The organism is Craurococcus roseus, from assembly GCF_039523795.1.
Taxonomy (GTDB): domain Bacteria; phylum Pseudomonadota; class Alphaproteobacteria; order Acetobacterales; family Acetobacteraceae; genus Craurococcus; species Craurococcus roseus.
In genome coordinates this window covers 9,283-27,114 of sequence record NZ_BAAAFZ010000030.1, presented here as the reverse complement: position 1 = coordinate 27,114, position 17,832 = coordinate 9,283, and the positions used below count along the sequence as shown (strand labels likewise).

The following is a 17,832-nucleotide window of genomic DNA, read 5'->3' as shown; positions in this document are numbered from 1 at the left end:
GTGACCGCGCCGCGCGGGACGCGGCGCGCCGGCGCCTGAACCGTGGTCCCGTGCCCACGGGCGCGCGCGCCGGTCCGGAAGACCGGTGGCCGCGCCGGCCGCCTTTGCGCGTCGCGCTCTTCACGTTGGAGAGCGCGCTGTCCGCGGAGGCCGTCGCCGACTTCCTGCGCGGGCGACGCCGGGGCGGCGCGGAGGTGGTGCTGGTCGGCCGGTCCGTCCCCGTCCGCCCGGGCACGGGCGGCACCGCGGCGCAGGCGCTGCGGCACCTGCGGCGCTCGGGCCCGCGCCTCCTGCCCTTCCTGGCGGTCAACTACGTCCTGCCACGGTGGACGGGCCGGGCCGGGCGCGGCGGATTGGCGGACGTCGCGGCGGCGTGCGGCATTCCGGTCCTTGAGGTGCGGGACGTGAACGGGTCGGAGACGGCGGCCGCCATCCGGAGCGCGGCGCCGGACCTGTTGGTCTCGTTCCATTTCGACCAGATCTTCGCGCCGGAAACCCTGGCGCTGGCGCCGCGCGGCGGGATCAACGTCCACCCTTCGCTGCTGCCGCGCCACCGCGGGCCGGTGCCGACGATCTGGGCGCTCGCCGAGGAGCGGCCGGCCTTCGGGGTCACGGTGCACCGGCTGGCGCCGCGGATCGACGCCGGCCCGATCCTGGCTCAGTCCGGGGTGGCGCTGCCGGAGGGCACCACCGCCTCGGCCGCCGCGCGCCGGCTGCACGCGGAGGGCGCGGCGCTGCTCGGGCGCGTCCTCGACGCGATGGCCGAGGGGCGCGAGGACCCGCCGCGCGAGGCGGCGCCGCTGCCATACTGCCCCTTCCCGTCGCGCGGCATGCTGCGGGGCTTGGCGCGGCGCGGCCGGCGGACGGTGGATTTGGCCGACTTGCGGGCGGCGCTGCGGGTCCGCGTCGGATGAACGCTTGGCCGGACCGCTTCGGGGCCGCCCGTGCCCGCCGCCGGTTCTTGTTCCTCCAGGGGCCCACCACGCCCTTCTTCGCGGAGGTCGCGGCCGGGTTGCGCGCGCTGGGGCACGAGGCGCACAGGATCAACGTCTGCTGGGGCGACCGCCTGTTCTGGCGGGGGCCGGGCGCGGTGGACTTCCGCGGCGGCCTCGCGGAGTGGCCCGGCTTCGTCGCCCGCTTCCTGGACGAGCGCGCCGTCACCGACCTCGTGCTGCTCGGGGAGCAGCGGCCCCACCACCGCGCCGCCATCGCCGCCGCCCGCGCGCGCGGGGTCGCGGTGGCGGTGACGGACTTCGGCTACATCCGCCCGGATTGGATCGTCTTGGAGCGCGACGGCATGGGCGCCGAGAGCCGCTTCCCGCGCGACCCGGCGGCGATCCGCGCCTTGGCCGCCGCCTGCCCGCCCGCGGACCTTTCGCCGCGCCACGCCGACAGCTTCCCGCGCCAAGCGGCGTGGGACATGGCCTTCCACCTGGCGTCCCTGCTGCCCTTCGGCTTCCCGCGCTACGAGAGCTGGCTGCTGCACCACCCGGTCCCCGCCTACATCGGCACGGGGCTGCGGCTGCTGCGGCGCGGGCGGGACACGCGGCGCGCGGCGGCGCTGCTGGCGGCGCTGCGCGCGCGGGGCGCGCCGCTCTACGCCTTTGCCATGCAGATGGAGAACGACTACTCGGTCCGCGCCTACTCCCCCTTCCCCGACAACGACGGCGCCATCGCCCTGGCCGTGGGGAGCTTCGCGCGCGCCGCGCCGCAGGACGCGCGCCTGCTGGTGAAGGTGCACCCGCTCGACCCGGGCCTGAAGGCGTGGGGGCGGCGCGTCCGCCGCATCGCCGAGGCGGCCGGGGCGGCGGGGCGCGTCCATTTCCTGGACGGCGCGCTGCCGATGGACCCGGTGCTCGAGGCCTGCCGCGGCGTGGTGACGGTGAACAGCACGGTGGGCGTCCGCTCCATCGCCATGGGCCGCGCGACCTGCGCGCTGGGGCGGGCGATCTACGACGTGCCGGGGCTGGCCTGGCAGGGCGGGCTGGACGCCTTCTGGCGGGAAGCGCCGCCGCCCGATCCGGAGCTGGCGGAGGCGTTCATCCGTGCCATCGCTGGCTGCCTGCACGTGCGCGGCGTGTTCTACGCGCGGCCGGGACTCGACGCCGCGGTGGCGGGGACGGTGCGGCGGCTGCATCTCGGCGCGTTGAACGTGCCTTTGCCGGAAGGGGCCGCGGCTCCGTGACGGCCCGCCTCACAGCATGGCCAGCCTCTGCTTCCGCTGGGGCGGCGGGAAGGCGGCGTCCAGCTCCGCCAAGTCCTGCTCGGTCAGTCGCAGGTCGCGCGCCGCCGCGTTCGCGCGCACGTGCTCCGGGTCCGACGCCTTGGGGATGCTGATCACGCCCGGCGCGCGCAAGGTCCAGGCCAGGGCCGCCTGCGCGGGGGTGGCGCCGTGCCGCCCGGCCACCGCGCGCAACGCCGGGTGCCGGAGCAGCGCGCCGCCCTGGCCGACGGGGGAGTAGGCCATCACCGGCATCCCGCGCTCCCGGCAGAAGGGCAGCAGGTCGTGTTCGACGCCGCGGTTCTCCAGGTTGTAGAGCACCTGGTCGGCGGCGCAGTCGGCGAGCGCCCCGCCCAGCTCCTCCAGGTCGTCCACGTCCAGGTTGGACACGCCCCAGCGGCGGATCTTCCCGGCGGCGCGCATCCGTTCGAAGCCTTCGACCGTATCGGCCAAGGGGGTGCTACCGCGCCAATGGAGGAGGTACAGGTCGATGGTTTCGGTCCGGAGGCGCTTGAGGCTGCGCTCGCAGGCCGCCTGCAGCTTCCGGCCGCTGGCGTTGTGGGGGTACACCTTGGACACGAGGAATACCTCGTCCCGCCGGCCGGCGATGGCCTCGGCCACCACCTCCTCGGCGCCGCCCTCGGCGTACATCTCGGCCGTGTCGATCAGGGTCATGCCGAGGTCGAGGCCGAGGCGCAGCGCCGCCGCTTCCGCGCGCCGGTCCGCGCCGCGCTCGCCCATGCGCCAAGTGCCCTGGCCCAGCGCCGGCACCTCGGTCCCGTCAGGCAGTCGCGCGCTTGCCATTCCGTGATCCTCCGCCCGGGCCCTATGATCGCCGCCATGCGAGTCGCCGCAACCCTGTTCGCCGCTTCCCTGCTCCCTTTTCCGGCCGCCGCGCAGGTGGACCAGGCCATAGGGACTTGGCGCCTGTCCTGCGCCACCGACCGCATGACGGACCGCGCGGCCTGCCAGATGCTGCACGCGCGGCCGGTGGAGCGCAGCGAACCCGGGCGCTCCGCCCTGGCGCTGGAGGTGGTGGAGCGCGGCGGCCGGCTGGTGCCCGCGGTCACGGCGCGGAACCTCACCCTGGAGGGCGCCACGCGCGGGCTGCTGGCGCTGACCGGCTCGGCGCAGCTCCGCTTCCCGCCCAACCGCCACTTCGAGATGCCCTGCGACCTGGAGGGCCGCTCGCTGGTCTGCGCCCCGCGGCCCGAGGACCTGGCGCGGGCCGAGGCGGAGTTGCCGGCCGCCGACCGGGCGCTCGTCCGTATGCAGGGCTTGGCCGGGACGAGCGCCGAGCCGGTGGAACTGCCGCTCGCCGGCACCGCCGAGGCGCTCGCCCGCTTGCGGCGGGAAGCGCCGCCCGGGTCGCTGGGCGCCGTCGAACAAGGACCAGCCTTCGACGGGCGGGAGGTTTTGCAACGCCTGTTCCGCATGTTCGGCCAATAGGGATGGCGGAGGAGCCGGATCTGGCGCGCCTCCTCGGCGCCGTCGCCGCCGGGGACCGCGCGGCGCTGCGCCGCGTCTACGAGGCCCAGTCGGTGCGGCTGTTCGGCCTGGCCAACGCCATCCTGCGGGACCGCGAGGCCGCGGCGGACGCGCTGCACGACGCCTTTCTGCGGGTGAGCCAGCGCGCCGCCCAGTTCGACCCCGCGCGCGGCGCCGCCTCGGCTTGGCTGGCCGGCGTGGTGCGCCACGCCGCGCTCGACCAGGCGCGCCGCCGCGGCCGCGAACTGCCGACCGACGACCCCACCCTGGGCGACACCGCGGTCGCGCCCGAGGCGTTGGAGCGCGTCGCCGCCCAGGCCGACGGCCGCAGGCTGCGCGAGTGCCTCGAAGCTTTGGAGGAGAAGAACCGCAGCGGCATCCTGCTCGCCTTCGTCCACGGGCTGTCGCACAGCCAGGTCGCGGAGCGGCTCTCCATGCCGCTCGGCACGGTCAAGGCCTGGATACGCCGCGGCCTCCTGCAACTCCGGGACTGCATGTCGTGACCGCGGAGGAGCGGGACGCCCTGGCCGGCGAATACGTCCTCGGGACGCTGGAAGCCGGTGCGGCGCGGGACCTGGAGAAATCGCTCGCGGCCGGCGACGCCGAGCTGCGCGAAGCGGTCGCGGCCTGGGAAACGAGGCTCGCGCCGCTCACCGCGCTGGCGCCGCAGGAGGCGCCGCCGCCCGACCTTTGGGCGCGGATCGAGGCGGCGCTGCCGGCGGCCCCGGGCGCGGCGGTGGCGCCGCCGCCGCGGACGCCCGAGCGCCGGCGGTCCGATCCTTGGCGCTGGCTCGCGCTCGGCTCCAGCGCGGTCGCGGCCGGCCTCGCGGCGCTGCTGCTCGTCCGCCCCGTCCCGGAAGAAGCGCCGTTGATGACGGTGCTCCTCACCAGCCGCGACCAGCCGGCTTGGCTGGTGGAGGCGGACCGCGGCGGCGCTTTGCGCTTGGCCGCCGTCAACCGGCAGCCCGTGCCGCCGGACCGGGTGATGCAACTCTGGGCGTTGCCGCAGGGGGCGACCGCGCCGACCTCGCTCGGGCTGATCCCGTCCGAGGCGGGGCAGTACAGCGCGTCCACCACAGCGATCCGGCCCTCCCCCGGCATGCTGGTCGAGATCACGCTCGAACCGCCCGGCGGATCGCCCACGGGGCGCCCGACCGGGCCGGTGCTGTTCATCGGCAGGCTGAGCGAGGCGGCGGGCTCCTGATTTCCGCCTCTGCCGCCCTTCGGGCCGCATCCGTTCCGGCGGGCCAATCGTAGTTCGGGAAGCGGGCCCGTTCCGCCCGCCGCGACCGAACACGGAGGCCCACCGAATGCAATCCCGCCTGCCCGCCCTGCTCTTCGGCGGCGCCCTAGCCGCGTCCGCTCCCGCCGCGGCCGGCGCGGCGACGCTGATCGGCTTGACTTCGGACAACCAGCTCCTCCGCATCGACACCGAGACGCGCCGCGCTTCCGCGCCCGTCCGCGTCAGCGGCGCCGCCGGCAAGCTGGTCGGGATCGACGTGCGGCCTGCGGACGGCAAGCTCTACGGCCTGACCGAGTCCGGGCAGCTCGTGGTGGTCGACTCCTCGATCGGCATGGCCGTCCGGGTCAGCCAGTTGAATGAGCGCTTCGAGGGCGGCGGCCGCGCCGTGGTGGACTTCAACCCGGTGGCCGACCGGCTGCGGGTGATGGGCATGAACGGGGCGAACCTGCGCGTGAACGTGCAGACCGGCGAGGCGGCGAAGGACGGGCAGCTCAAATACGCGGCGGGGACGCCCTGGGCCGGGACGGCGCCGCGCGTGGTGGCGGGCGCCTACACCAACAGCGTGCCCGGCGCGCAGGGGACGATGCTGCTGACCATCGACTCGCTCACCCGCACGCTGAACCTCCAAGCCCCGCCGAACGACGGCATGCAACAGCCGCGCGGCGAAGTGGCGAGGAGCCTGCCGGCGGGCGTGGCCTTCGACATCCTCGCGGACGGGCAGGGCAACAACCGCGGCTTCCTCCTCGCCGGAGGCATGCTGCACGACGTGGACCTGCGGAGCGGCCGCGCCACGCCGATCGGCGCCGTGTCCGGCCTGCCCGGCGGCGCCGAGGTGATCGACGTCGCCGCCACGCGCTGAGGGTCCGGCGGGCGGCGGCGGCGGTGCGGCCGGGATCAGAACCCGACCGCGTCGCCGCCCTTCAGCTTGAGCATCTGCCGCGCCTCGGCGGGCGAGGCGATCTCCAGGCTGAGCTCCTCCAGGATGCGGCGTATCTTGGCCACCTGCTCGGCGTTGGACTTCGCCGCGACGCCCTTGCCGATCCACAGGCTGTCTTCCAGCCCGACGCGGACGTTGCCGCCGAGCATCCCGGCCATTGTGGTGAAGGGCATCTGGTGCCGCCCGGCGGCGAGCACGGACCAGACGTAGGCGTCGCCGAACAGCCGGTCCGCCGTTTCCTTCATGAACATGAGGTTGCGCGGCTCGGCGCCGATGCCGCCCAGGATGCCGAAGATGGTCTGCGTGAAGAGCGGCGGCTCCACCACCTTGCGGTCCAGCATGTGCGCCAGGTTGTAGAGGTGGCCGACGTCGTAGCACTCGAATTCGAAGCGCGTGCCGTGCTCCTTGCCGAGCCGGCCGACGATCTGCTCGATGTCCTTGAAGGTGTTGCGGAAGATGAAGTCGGTGGTCCCCTCCAGGTAGGGCCGCTCCCACTCGTGCTTGAAGTTCTTGATCCGGGCCGCGCTGCCCGAAATGTTGAAGTTCATCGAGCCCATGTTGAGGGAGCACATCTCGGGCTTGGCGCGCAGCGGCGCCGCGAGCCGCTCGTCCACCGTCATGCCGAGGCCGCCGCCGGTGGTGATGTTGATCACCGCGTCCGTGGACTGCTTGATGACCGGCAGGAACTGCATGAACACCGCCGGGTCGGGCGTCGGCCGGCCGTCGTTCGGGTCGCGCGCGTGCAGGTGGATGATGGAGGCGCCCGCCTCCGCCGCGGCGATGGACTGCTCCGCGATCTCCCGCGGCGTGATGGGCAGGTGCTCGCTCATGGAGGGCGTGTGGATCGCCCCCGTCACCGCGCAGGTGATGATGACCTTGGCCATGTTCCGCTCCCTCCGTTCGCCGGTCCGTAGGGAGTGTCCCCGAGGAGGCGCCGGGCGTGAAGCCCCGGCGCCCCGCCCGGCGCTACAGCAGGCTTTCCAGCCGGATCGGCAGGTCGCGGACGCGGACGCCGGTGGCGTGGAACACGGCGTTGGCCACCGCGGCGTTGGTGCCGACGTTGCCCAACTCGCCGAGCCCTTTGATGCCGAGCGGGTTCGACCCGTCGCCCTCCTCCGGCAGCATGATGACCTCGACATCGCCGATGTCGGCGTTCACCGGGATCAGGTACTCGGCAAGGTTGTCGTTGACGTAGCGGGCGGAGCGTTCGTCGATCTCGGTCGCTTCGTGCAGGGCGGAGCCGATGCCCCAGATCATCCCGCCCATGAGCTGGCTGCGCGCGGCGCGCGGATTGACGACGCGCCCGGCCGCGAAGGCGCCCACGATGCGCGGCACCCGCACCTCGCGCGTGCGCTCGTGGACGCGTACCTCGACGAACTCGGCGCCGAAGGCCGCCGAGACGCTCTTCTCGCCTTCCAGCCCGCCGCCCAGGACGGCCATGCCCTGGTGCAGCTTGCGGACGCCCCCGGGCGGCGTGCCTTCCGGCGCCCATTCGACATAGGCTTCGATGGCGCCGTTCGCCGCCCGGCCCATCGCGCCGTCGATCGGTTCGCCGGCGCCGTCCGGGGCGCGCAGGGCGCCGTCCACGAAGCGCAACGAAGACGGGTCGCGGCCCTTCAACGGCCCGTCGTCGGCCCGCGCCGCCGCTTCCGCGACGCGGGCGCGGATCTGCTCGCAAGCCTGGACCACGGCGTTGCTGAGGCTGGCGGTGTTGTTCGATCCCCCGGCCACCGGCGCGGGCGGCAGCTCGGTGTCGCCCATCTCCACCGCGACCTTCTCGACCGGCAGGCCGAGCCGTTCCGACGCCATGATGGCGAGCACGGTGTATAGGCCGGTGCCGATGTCGTGCCCGGCGGTCTGCACCCGGGCGTGCCCCTGCGGCGTCAGCGTCACCCGCGCCGTCGCGGGGCCCAGGAAAGTGGGGTAGATCGCGGTGGCGCAGCCCCAGCCGACCAGCCATTCGCCCCGCCGCGTGGAGCGCGGCTCCGGGTTCCGCCCCGCCCAGCCGAAGGCCTGCGCCGCCGCGTCGTAGCACCGCATGAGCGAGCGGCTGGTGTAGGGCAGGCCCTTGATCGGCTCGCGGTCCGTGTCGTTCACGCGGCGCAGCTCGACCGGGTCCATCTTGAGCGCGTGGGCCAGTTCGTCCATCGCGCTTTCCAGCCCGAACATGTAGGGCACCTCGGGCGGGGAGCGCATGAAGCCCGGCGTGTTGCGGTCCGCGTGGACCAGCGTGACCTTGGTGCGGACGTTCGGGCAGGCGTACACCTTCGACGTGGTCTGCGTGCCCGCCACCTTGTACGGGTCGGCGCGGGAGGTCACTTCCCAACCTTCGTGGATGAACGCTTGCAGCTTGCCGTCGCGGCCGGCGGCGAGCTTCACCTCCTGCCGCGTCTCGGCGCGGTAGGTGCCGATGGTGAAGCACTGGTCGCGCGTCGGCACCAGCTTCACCGGGCGGCCAAGCCGCTTGGCGGCGAGCGCGACCAGCGCGGTGCGGTGGGTGAGCGCGCCCTTGCCGCCGAAGGCGCCGCCGATGTACTCGGAGACCACGCGCACGTCGTTCGGGTCCATGCCGAACTGTTTGGCGAGCCCGTTGCGGAGGCCATGGACGAACTGGCTCGGCTCGTGGACCGTCAGCTTGCCGTCCGCCCAGCTCGCCGTGGTGGTGAAAAGCTCGATGGCGTTGTGGTGCTGCGTCGGCGTGCCGTAGCGCGCCTCGACCTTCACCGGTGCCGCGGCGAAGGCGCCGTCGGCGTCGCCGACCTCCGGGTCCTTGTGGGATTCGGAGTGCTCCTTGGCCGCCTTTTCGGTCACGCCCGGGCTGCCGAAGGTCGAGGAAGGCTCCTCGGCCTCGTACTCGACGCGGACGCGGCGGCCCGCCTCGCGCGCCGTCTCGTAGCTGTCGGCGAGCGCGACCGCGACGATCTCCCCGTCGTGCCGCACCTCCGGGCCCTCCAACGGCCGGATGGTGGTGCCGCCGTAGCCGCCGCCGCCGAAGAAGCCGGCGTCCGCCACCTGCCCCGCCGTGTCCTCGTGCGTCATGATGCCGAACACGCCGGGCACCGCGCGCGCTTCGGACAGGTCCATGCGCGCGATCCGGCCGCGCGAGACCGCGCTGGTGACCAGGAAGGCCCAGGCCGGGTTCACCACCGGCATGTCGGAGGGGTAGCGCGCCCCGCCCGTGACCTTGGCGCGGCCGTCTATCCGCGGCGTGCCGCGCGCGTCGATCGGGGAGAATCCGCCTTCCGGCATGTCAGGCCTCCATGCGGCCGGCTTGCAGCAGCGCGCGCACCAGCGTGCGGCGGCCGAGCTCCGGCTTGAAGTCGTTGTGGCCGTGCGTCCGCGCGCCGCGGAACGCCGCTTCGGCCGCGCGTTGCGCCGAAGCTTCGGTGAGTTCCTGGCCGGCGAGCGCCGCTTCCGCTTCGCGCGCGCGCCAAGGCACGGCGGCGACGCCGCCCAGCGCGATCCGCGCCTCGCGCACCCTGCCGCCGTCCATGTCTAGCGCCACGGCGGCGGAGGCGGCGGCGAAGGCGTAGCTCTCGCGGTCCCGCACCTTCAGGTACAGCGAGCGCCGCGCCCAGGGCAGGGCCGGCACCGCGAAGGCGGTGATCAGCTCGTCCGGCCGCAGCGCCGTTTCCACCTCCGGCGTGTCGCCGGGGAGGCGGTGCAGCTCCGCGAAGGGAATGGACCGGGAGCCCTTCGGCCCGGCCAACTCCACCGTCGCGTCGAGGGCGATCAGCGCCTGCGCGAAATCGCCGGGGTAGCTGGCGATGCACTTCTCGCTGGTGCCGAGCACGGCGTGCAAGCGGTTGTGCCCCTCCAGCGCGGCGCAGCCCGATCCGGGATCGCGCTTGTTGCAAGCGATCCAGGACGTGTCGCGGAAGTAGGCGCATCGCGTGCGCTGGAGCACGTTGCCGCCGATGCTGGCCATGTTGCGGAGCTGGGCGCTCGCGGCGAGCGCCAGGCTCTGCGCGACAACGGGCCACTCGCGCTTCACCGCCGGGTGGTCCGCCACGGCGGACATGCGCGCGAGGGCGCCAAGGCGGAGGCCCTTGCCGTCCGCCTCGATCGCGCCGTGCGGCCCGGCCAGCGCGTTGATGTCCACCAAGCGCTCCGGCCGCATGACGTCGAGCTTCATGAGGTCGAGCATGGTGGTGCCGCCCGCGAGGAACTGCGCGGGTGCGCGGGCCGGGGTGCCGCCGCTCGATGCCTGGGACGCCAGCCGCAGGGCGGCGCCGGCGTCCGGCGCGCGCTCGAAGGCGAAGGGACGCATGGCTCAGCCCCCCGCCATCTGCGGCTTGGCCTGCTCCACGGCGGCGACGATGTTGGGGTAGGCGGCGCAGCGGCACAGGTTGCCGCTCATGTACTCGCGTATGTCGGCGGCGGTTTCGGCGTGGCCCTCTTCCACGCAGCCGATGGCGGACATGATCTGGCCGGGCGTGCAGTAGCCGCATTGGAAAGCGTCGTGGTCGATGAAGGCCTGCTGCATCGGGTGCAGGGCGCCGTCGGGCGAGGCGAGCCCTTCAACCGTCGTCACGTCCCGCCCCTCGGCCTGGGCCGCCAGCGTCAGGCAGGCGAGCACGCGGCGGCCGTCCACCAGCACGGTGCAGGCGCCGCATTGGCCGTGGTCGCAGCCCTTCTTCGCGCCGGTCAGGCCGATGCGCTCGCGCAACGCGTCCAGGAGTGTCACTCGCGGGTCGAGCAACAAGCGGTGCTCGAATCCGTTCACGCGCATGGTCACGTCCATTCTGGGGGCCTCCTGGAAATCGGCGCCCGCGGCGCGGCCCGCCTGGGCCGCACAACAGATCGGCCGCCGGGCGGTTCCGGCAAGGTGTTCGACGTTCCGGCCCCGGCGATTCGGCGTCTGGACCGCGGCGGCGTCCGGGTCTGGAATGCGCCGGCACCAGGGAGGGTTGCGGCATGGCGACGGACGCGGCAGCGCGAAGCGCCTACTCACCGCGGGACTTCCGCGGGCTCACCTTCCACGACGCGGCGCGGCGCTTCGCGGAGGGCGCCGACACCCCGCGCGCCTACCTGGAGCGGTGCCTGGAAACGGTCGCCGCGCGCGAGCCGGCGGTCCGCGCCTTCGCCGCGTTGAACGAGGCGGGCGCGCGGCAGGCGGCCGACGCCAGCGCGGCGCGGTGGCGCGCGGGCAGGCCGCTCTCGCCCATCGACGGCATGCCGGTCGGCATCAAGGACCTCTTGGAGACCCGCGACATGCCCACCGAGATGGGCTGCGAGGCGTACCGCGGCAACTTCCCCAAGCGCGACAACGCCGCCGTTTGGGCGCTGCGACAAGCCGGGGCGGTGGTGCTGGGCAAGACCGTGACCGCGGAACTCGGCGGTTCGCAGCCGGGGCCGACGACCAACCCCTTCGACCGGACGCGCACGCCGGGCGGTTCTTCGTCCGGTTCCGCCGCGGCGGTGGCGGCCGGGATGGTGCCGGCGGCCATCGGCACGCAGGTCCTGGGTTCCATCATCCGGCCCGCGAGCTACTGCGGCAACGTGGCGTTGAAGCCGAGCCAAGGCGCGATCAACAGGGGCGAAAGGCAGGCCACCAGCCAGAGCACGCACGGCGTCCACGCCAACGCCGTGGAGGACATGTGGCAGGTGGCGGTCGAGATCGCCGCGCGCGCGGGCGGCGACCGCGGGTCCATGGGGCTGATGGGCCCGCCCGCGCCGCCGCTCCCGGTCCGGCCGGAACGGCTGGTCGCCGTGGAGACCGCGGGGTGGCGCCAGCTCGACGACGCTTCGCGCGCCGCCTTCGAGGCGGCGGTCGGAGCGTTGCGGGACGCCGGCGTTTCCGTGCTGCGGCGCGGCGACCACCCGTTCATCGAAGCGTTCGAGACCGCCATCGCCGACGCCAGCGCGGCCGGCAGCGCCATCACGGCCTGGGAGAACAGGTGGAGCCAGCGCGCGCTGGTGGACGCCAACCCCGACGGCGTGAGCGCGCGCGCGAAGGCGGTGCTCGCGGCGGCGGAGGCCATGTCCGTGGCCGACTACCAAGCCCGCCTGGCGGAGCGCGGGGCCGCGCAACTCCGCCACGCCGCCCTGGCGCCGATGGCCGACGCGGTCATCGGCCTCGCTTCGCCGGGTCCGGCGCCGGTTTGGGGAGGCGACGCGCCGGGCCGGCCGCCGGTGGCGCGGCCGACCGGCGACTTCGTGTTCAACGCCCCGAGTTCCATGCTCTTCGCGCCCGTCGTCACGGTGCCGCTCATGGCCGTGGATGGATTGCCGGTCGGCGTCCAGGTGATGGGGCAACACGGAGAGGACGCGCGCGTCACCGCGATCGCGCGTTGGCTGCTGGATGCCGTCGAGCCGATGGCTTCGTGACCGGGGCCTTCCACTCGCCCGCGCCCGGTGGAGCGCGTCGGGCGCCTATCGCAAGCGAGTAGCCGCGCGAGCCGAACCGCGGCCTCCGCTCCCGCCGCCTGGCGAGGGACGGGTCGGTGTCGCTTGGCGCACCGTTCGGCGCCGTTTGAGCAAGCGCGTGGAAGGCGGACGGCCGCCGAAGGCACCGCGAGGCGCGCGGCCCGGTCCCGGCCGCACCAGGCGGACGCCCCGTTCGGCGCCGCCCGGCGTATCCGAAACACGGTGCCCCGCCGCCGCGCCGCCGGGCGCGGCGGCGTCGGAGGGAAGCCGAGGGGCGGAGCGCCTCGCTCGGCGGCGATTAGCCGCTCTGCTGCTTCAGGTAGGCGACGAGGTCGTTCAACTGCTGCTCGTTGCGCAGGCCCGGGTAGGCCATGGAGCCGCCGGGCACGACCTCCTTCGGGTTGCGGAGGTAGGCCCTGAGGTTGTCCTCGGTCCAGGCCAAGCCGCCGTCGGCCTTCTCGCGCATCGGAGCGGAGTAGCGGAAGCCCTCCACCGCGCCCGCCTTGCGCTCCACCACGCCGTGCAGGTTGGGGCCGACGCCGTTGCGCCCGCCCCGGTCCACCGTGTGGCAGGCGCGGCACTGGTTGAACACGCGCTGTCCGGCGGCGGCGTCCTGCGCCGCCGCGGGGGGCGCCGCCCCCGCGAGGACGATCGCGGCGAGCGCGGCGAGCGGGACCGTGTGTCGAGTCATGGCGTTCTCCCTTGTGGGTGCCGGTTGTCGGTGCCGGCTCCACCGCTTGGCGGCGGAGGGCCGTCCTTGCTCCTGGGCGCAGCCGCCCTCCCGCGGGCGTTCGGCGCCGTTTGGACGAACGAAGCCCGCGCGGCGGCGGTTGCCTCGTGGGCGCTCGCCGCCGCGCTCCGTGGCGCGCCGCGCGGCCGGGGGTGGCGGCGCGGTCATCCGGCGGTCCGCACACCGGCGGACCCGTCCGCGTGGACGAGGTGCGCCGCCACGCCGCGCAGCCGCGCGAGCGCCGCGTCGATCGCCGGCGGGGGCATGAGACTGAAGGCCGTCGAAAGGGCGTCGGCCGTCGTCGCGTCCGGCGCCACGACGGAAACGCTGCGGTGAAGCCGCGGGCTGGCCCCCGTCCGCGGGTCGAGGATGTGGCCGAAGCGGCCGGCCGGGTCGAAGGCCATTCCATAGCCGCCGGAGGTCGCCACCGCGCGGTCCACGAGGCCGAGCGTTTCCCGGACGCGGCCCGGGTCGTCCGGGTCGGCGAGGCCCACCTGCCAGGGCCGGCCGTCCGGCCGGGAGCCGAGGACGCGGGCTTCGCCGAGGTCCACCATCGTCCGCTCGATCCCACCGTCGCGCAGCAACTCGACGATCCGGTCGGTGATGTAGCCCTGGGCGATGCCGTTGAGCGTCACCTGCATGCCGCGCGCCCCGAGCGCGATGCGGTCGCGGCCGACCAGGATGCGTCCGTACCCGACTCGGCCGAGCGCGGCGGACAGGGCTGCCGCGGGCGGGCCCGCCGGGTCCGCGCCGGGGCGGGAAAAGTGCTCGAAGTAAAGGCGCCAGAGCGGCTGCACCGTAGGGTCGAAGGCCCCGCCCGTCAGTTCGGCGTAGCGCGCGCAAGCGGCCAGCAGCCGCACCATGTCGGCGGGTGGCGCTTCGAGCGCGCCGCGCCGGTTCAGCGCGACCAGCGCCGAGTCCTCGCGATACAGGCTGAACAGGCCGTCGAGGCGGCGGACTTCGTTCAGCGCGCGCGCGACCAGGCGCTCGGCAGCGATGCGGTCCGGGTGGTGGACCACGATCGTCCCGACCGCGCCGAGCACGACGCCCCGCCAGGTCACCGCTGCTCCTTCCGCCGTCCTCTGGGCCGCCGCTCCGGGCGGCAGGAGGGCGAGCCCGCCCGCGGCGGCGCTGATGCCGACAAACCTTCTTCGGGTGGCGGTGTGGCGGTTCACTCCCGTCCCCTCAATGCCTGTGCGCCGGCGCGGAGCCGGCCGGGGCGGGCAGCGGCGGCGCGTCCGCCGCGGCGCCGCCGAGCACGTAGTCGCGCGGCACCTCGCCGAAGGCCACGATGCGCCCGCCGTTCTCGGCGGCGAACCGCTCGGCCGCGGCGCGCTCCTCGAAGGGGACCGCTTCCTCGGTGCCCATCCCGCCGCGGCGGTCGCTGCCGATGACGTAGAAGGCCTTCCGCGCGTCCACCCAGTTCTCCGCGCCGGGCCGCTCCCAGTCCGGCGCCCGGCCCATGTCCGAGACGTAGACGGCGAGCACGTCCTTCGGCTCCTCGGGCAGCATGGTGAAGGCCAGGGTGTCGCGGGAGGAGGTGAACCAGACCGGCTCGGCGCGGCCCCGCAGCAGGATCTGCCCCTTGGGGCCCGCGTGCTCCAAGACGTTCATGTTGCAGTAGTGCCCCGTCGCGGCGGCGGTCAGAGCCCGCGGCGGGGGCGTCGCCGCGGCGTCCGGCGCGTCGTCGCAGCCGCCGCCCAGCAACGCCAGCGCGAGGCCGATGGCCCCGAGGATCGCACGCGCTCTCATAGCTCCCTCCGGGAGAAGGCCGCCGCCGCCGCCGCCAGCGGCACGAGGACCCAGGCCGCGAGCGCCGCGAGCAGCAGCGGCGGGCTGAGCGTCGCGCTCGCCGAGAGCCCGGCCATGCCCGAGAAGAGGCTGACGTTGGCGAAGCCGGTGAGGTTGAACAGGCGGTACACGTCGGTCGGGTTGAGCAGCAGCAGCGCGTCGAGCGCGCCGCCGCCGATAATCCGGCCCTGGTCGAGCACCAGCAGCCCGAGCAGCGCCATGTCGTAGATCAGCACCAGCAGCAGCCAAAGGCCGATGGAGACGCCGGCGGCCGTGCCCCGGTCGCGCGCCAGGGCGCTGACGAGGTAGCCGAGCGCGACGAAGACGGCGCCGAGCAGGACGGAGGACCCGACCATCGCCGCGAAGGCGGCCCAGCTCTCGGCGGGGGCGGCGGCGCCGGTGGCGAACAGCGCGGCCGCCGCCGCGCCGTAGCCGAGCACGGTGGCGAAGGCGAGGATCGCAAGGTGGCCGAGGAACTTGCCTAGCAGCACCTGCCAGCGCGCCACGGGGTAGCTCAACAGCAGCAGCATGGTGCCGCGCTCCATCTCGCCCACGATGGCGTCGTGCGAGATCAGCAGCGCGATCAGCGGCACGAGGAAGATGGTGAGGCTGGACAGGCTGACGACGACCACGTCGAGCGCGCCGACGCCCACCGTTCCCGTGGGCGCGCTGCCGAGGAAGGACAGGGTGAGCGCGAGCGCCGCCAGCAGCAGCGTCGTCGCCAGCACCCAGCGGTTCCGGAGCCCCGCCCGGACCTCCCGGGCGGCGGCGACAAGCACGTTCCTCATGGCGCGGGCGCCTCCTGGCTGCGCAGGAAGTGCGCGTAGAGCTCGTCGAGGGTGGGCGGGACCACGTCGAGGTCCGAAACGCGCCCCGGGCCGGCCTCGGCGAGGCGGCGCAGCACCGCCATCTTGGCTTCCCCCGCGCAGGCGATCTCGGCGGCGCGGCCGTCGTCGAGCCGGCGCCATCCCTCGACCGGCCCCAGCCAATCGGGCGGGGCGCCGGCGAAGGTCCCGTTGCCGGAGGTCACGCGGAGGCGCACGGGCAGGCGCGCGAGGCGGCGCAGCTCCCCGAGCGACCCGTCCGCCACCAAGACGCCGCGGTTCATGATGACCACCCGCTCCGCCCTGTCCTCCAGCTCCGTCAGGGCGTGGGAGGAGAGCAGCACGGTGGCGCCGCGGCCGCGCAACTCCTCGATGATGCCGTAGAAGCTTTGGCGCACCTCCGGGTCGAGGCCGGTGGTCGGCTCGTCGAGCAGCAGCACGCGCGGCTCGCCCAGCAAGGCTTGGGCGAGGCCGAGGCGCTGGCGCATGCCCTTGGAGTAGGTGCCGACGCGGCGGGCGGCGGCGGCGCCGAGGCCGACGCGGTCGAGCAGCGCCGCGACCTTCGCCACCGGCTCGCGCTTGAGGCGGGCGTAGAAGGCCAGCGTCTCGCGGCCCGTCAGGGCGGCGTCGAAGGAGACGTTCTCGGGCAGGTAGCCGAGGCGCCGGCGCGCGGCGAAGGCGCCGGCGGCGGGGTCCTCGCCCAGCACCCGGATACCGCCCGCGCTCGGGCGGATGAGGCCGAGCATGAGCTTGATCAGCGTGGTCTTGCCCGCCCCGTTGTGCCCGACCAGCGCGGCGCACTGCCCGGCCGGCAGCGCGAAGGACACGTCGCGCACGGCTTCGGCCTTGCCGTAGCGCTTGGTGACGCCGGACAGGCGGACGGTCTCGGCGGTCATTGCGGGCCCCGCTCCGCGGCGGCCGGGCGCGGGGGCGGCGCTATCAGGGGCCGGCTGTCCACCACGCCGCCGGGGAGGATCGCCGGGAACCGCGCCTGCGCCCAGCGGATCACCTGCACGGCCGGGCTGTTCATCAGCAGCTTCGCCCGCGGCGCCGTCCACAGCACGCGGTCGATCAGGTCGTTGGGGCGGTAGGCGGTATCGGCGATGCCGTCCTGGTCCAGGTCGAAGGCCGGGTTGTCGCTCCAATAATTGCCGCGCCCGCCGCGCGACCAGTCGAGCGACCGGGTGCCCACGTACTTCACCTGGTTGCGGTTGTTGATGAAGGCGTTGCCGACGATCTCGTTGCGTTCGGAACCGGCGGTGAAGTGCACGCCGGTTTCGCAGCCCTCGAACCAATTGTCCAGGAAGCGGTTGTTGTTCGTGTTGTAGATGAAGACGCACTTCTCCGGGCCGATCCGCGGGCCGCGGTTGGCCTCCTCGGCGCGCCGGGCGTTCTCCCGCAGCGCGGCGTGCTCGCGGTCGGCCGGCGCTTCGTGGGTGGCGGGGGGGGCTTCCAGCGGGCGGCCGCGCACCGTGTTGCCCACGACCTGGGAGCCGTTGGTGTAGTTGAACAGCAGCCCGTTGTCGCGGTCGCCGTCCGAGACATTGCCCCGGATGACCAAGCGCTGCGAGTACATGATCGCGTAGCCGACGTGGTTGCCGACCGAGACGTTGCCGCTCACCTCGCTCTCGTTGGTGTACATGTAGTGGACGGCGAAGCGCAGGTCGCGGAAGCGGTTGCCGCTGAAGGTGTTGCGCCGGCTGGCGACGACGAAGATGCCGTCGCGCCCGTGCGCGACGTCGTTGTCGAGCACCTTCGCCCCCGGCGCATTCCAGACGGAGACGCCGTTCCCGGCTTCGCTGACCCGGTCCTGCCGCAAGCCGACGATCCGGTTGCCGCGCACCACCGCGTCTTCGGCGCCGTGGACGTAGACGCCGAACAGGTTGCCCTCAACGCGGTTGGCCTCGACGCGCGCGCGGGCGGCCGTGCGCTCGAGGAACACGCCGGAGTCCATGGCTTGCAGGTCGGTGCCCGAACCGCGGATCGTGAGGCCGCGCACGACCGCGTCCGTGGCGGAAACGGCCACCACGCTCCCGCGGCCGGGGCCTTCCAGGACCGCCCCGTCCTCGCCCTCCAGCGTCACCCCGTTCCGGGCGATGCGCAGGGGCCCGCGGTGGACGCCCGGCAGCAGCCGCACCGCGTCGCCCGGCGCCGCGCGGTCTAGGGCGGCTTGCGCCTCCCCGGCCCGCGGGGCGACGGCGGTCCGCTCCGCCGCCGCGGCTGGCGGCG

Annotated in this window: 17 protein-coding genes and 1 pseudogene; 7 read left to right on the top strand and 11 right to left on the bottom strand. The window is 74.3% G+C overall.

Annotated elements, in window-relative coordinates:
- Together ABD067_RS12345 and ABD067_RS12340 are read left to right on the top strand one after the other, a co-directional pair.
- A partial coding sequence (locus ABD067_RS12345; protein ID WP_343895603.1) for a methionyl-tRNA formyltransferase occupies positions 1 to 914 on the top strand: 914 nt, incomplete at its 5' end.
- Positions 911 to 2,185, top strand: coding sequence for a capsular biosynthesis protein (locus ABD067_RS12340; RefSeq protein ID WP_343895602.1), 1,275 nt, complete (start codon positions 911 to 913; stop codon positions 2,183 to 2,185). The genes ABD067_RS12345 and ABD067_RS12340, both read left to right, overlap by 4 nt.
- Before the next feature lie 9 nt (positions 2,186 to 2,194).
- On the opposite strand, the gene ABD067_RS12335 is transcribed toward ABD067_RS12340, so the two are convergent.
- A complete protein-coding gene (locus ABD067_RS12335; protein ID WP_343895601.1) occupies positions 2,195 to 3,025 on the bottom strand; it encodes an aldo/keto reductase in 831 nt (276 codons plus the stop codon).
- Between the two features lie 36 nt (positions 3,026 to 3,061).
- Here ABD067_RS12335 and ABD067_RS12330 point away from each other — a divergent pair, with 36 nt between their 5' ends.
- The 4 genes from ABD067_RS12330 (at position 3,062) to ABD067_RS12315 (ending at position 5,811) form a co-directional block, all read left to right on the top strand.
- A complete protein-coding gene (locus tag ABD067_RS12330) occupies positions 3,062 to 3,670 on the top strand; it encodes a hypothetical protein (RefSeq protein ID WP_343895600.1) in 609 nt (202 codons plus the stop codon).
- Positions 3,671 to 3,672: 2 nt separating this feature from the next.
- A complete protein-coding gene (locus ABD067_RS12325; protein ID WP_343895599.1) occupies positions 3,673 to 4,212 on the top strand; it encodes a sigma-70 family RNA polymerase sigma factor in 540 nt (179 codons plus the stop codon).
- Positions 4,209 to 4,913 (top strand): anti-sigma factor, encoded by a 705-nt coding sequence (locus ABD067_RS12320; RefSeq protein ID WP_343895597.1) that lies wholly within the window; start codon positions 4,209 to 4,211, stop codon positions 4,911 to 4,913. Before ABD067_RS12325 ends, ABD067_RS12320 begins: the two co-directional genes overlap by 4 nt.
- Positions 4,914 to 5,019: 106 nt before the next feature.
- Positions 5,020 to 5,811, top strand: a complete 792-nt coding sequence (locus tag ABD067_RS12315; RefSeq protein ID WP_343895596.1) for a DUF4394 domain-containing protein — start codon at positions 5,020 to 5,022, stop codon at positions 5,809 to 5,811.
- 35 nt (positions 5,812 to 5,846) lie between these two features.
- On the opposite strand, the gene ABD067_RS12310 is transcribed toward ABD067_RS12315, so the two are convergent.
- The 4 genes from ABD067_RS12310 to ABD067_RS12295 form a co-directional block, all read right to left on the bottom strand.
- Positions 5,847 to 6,773 (bottom strand): BKACE family enzyme, encoded by a 927-nt coding sequence (locus ABD067_RS12310; protein WP_343895595.1) that lies wholly within the window; start codon positions 6,771 to 6,773, stop codon positions 5,847 to 5,849.
- A gap of 82 nt (positions 6,774 to 6,855) precedes the next feature.
- Complete coding sequence (locus ABD067_RS12305; protein WP_343895594.1) at positions 6,856 to 9,138, bottom strand: xanthine dehydrogenase family protein molybdopterin-binding subunit; 2,283 nt, start codon at positions 9,136 to 9,138, stop codon at positions 6,856 to 6,858.
- 1 nt (position 9,139) lies between these two features.
- A complete protein-coding gene (locus ABD067_RS12300; RefSeq protein WP_343895593.1) occupies positions 9,140 to 10,159 on the bottom strand; it encodes an FAD binding domain-containing protein in 1,020 nt (339 codons plus the stop codon).
- A gap of 3 nt (positions 10,160 to 10,162) precedes the next feature.
- On the bottom strand, positions 10,163 to 10,633 hold the full coding sequence (locus ABD067_RS12295; protein ID WP_343895592.1) for a (2Fe-2S)-binding protein: 471 nt from the start codon (positions 10,631 to 10,633) through the stop codon (positions 10,163 to 10,165).
- Positions 10,634 to 10,806: 173 nt separating this feature from the next.
- On the opposite strand from ABD067_RS12295, the gene ABD067_RS12290 reads away from it, so the two are divergent.
- Positions 10,807 to 12,219 (top strand): amidase, encoded by a 1,413-nt coding sequence (locus tag ABD067_RS12290; RefSeq protein ID WP_343895591.1) that lies wholly within the window; start codon positions 10,807 to 10,809, stop codon positions 12,217 to 12,219.
- Positions 12,220 to 12,556: 337 nt separating this feature from the next.
- On the opposite strand, the gene ABD067_RS12285 is transcribed toward ABD067_RS12290, so the two are convergent.
- The 6 genes and pseudogenes from ABD067_RS12285 to ABD067_RS12260 form a co-directional block, all read right to left on the bottom strand.
- The gene (locus tag ABD067_RS12285) at positions 12,557 to 12,949 is read right to left on the bottom strand and encodes a c-type cytochrome (protein ID WP_343895590.1); all 393 of its coding nucleotides are present in this window, start codon (positions 12,947 to 12,949) and stop codon (positions 12,557 to 12,559) included.
- Positions 12,950 to 13,152: 203 nt separating this feature from the next.
- Entirely contained in the window at positions 13,153 to 14,163 is a 1,011-nt protein-coding gene (locus ABD067_RS12280; RefSeq protein ID WP_343895589.1) for an FAD:protein FMN transferase, read from the bottom strand.
- A 10-nt stretch (positions 14,164 to 14,173) separates the two neighbouring features.
- The gene (locus ABD067_RS12275; protein WP_343895588.1) at positions 14,174 to 14,740 is read right to left on the bottom strand and encodes a nitrous oxide reductase accessory protein NosL; all 567 of its coding nucleotides are present in this window, start codon (positions 14,738 to 14,740) and stop codon (positions 14,174 to 14,176) included.
- Positions 14,737 to 15,567: an ABC transporter permease subunit gene (locus ABD067_RS12270; protein WP_343895587.1), complete on the bottom strand. Its 831-nt coding sequence runs from the start codon at positions 15,565 to 15,567 to the stop codon at positions 14,737 to 14,739. The genes ABD067_RS12275 and ABD067_RS12270 overlap by 4 nt, the downstream gene beginning before the upstream one ends.
- Positions 15,564 to 16,499: an ABC transporter ATP-binding protein gene (locus ABD067_RS12265; RefSeq protein ID WP_343895586.1), complete on the bottom strand. Its 936-nt coding sequence runs from the start codon at positions 16,497 to 16,499 to the stop codon at positions 15,564 to 15,566. Before ABD067_RS12265 ends, ABD067_RS12270 begins: the two co-directional genes overlap by 4 nt.
- A pseudogene (locus ABD067_RS12260) lies at positions 16,496 to 17,832 on the bottom strand (nitrous oxide reductase family maturation protein NosD); the annotation flags it as partial. The pseudogene ABD067_RS12260 and the gene ABD067_RS12265, both read right to left, overlap by 4 nt.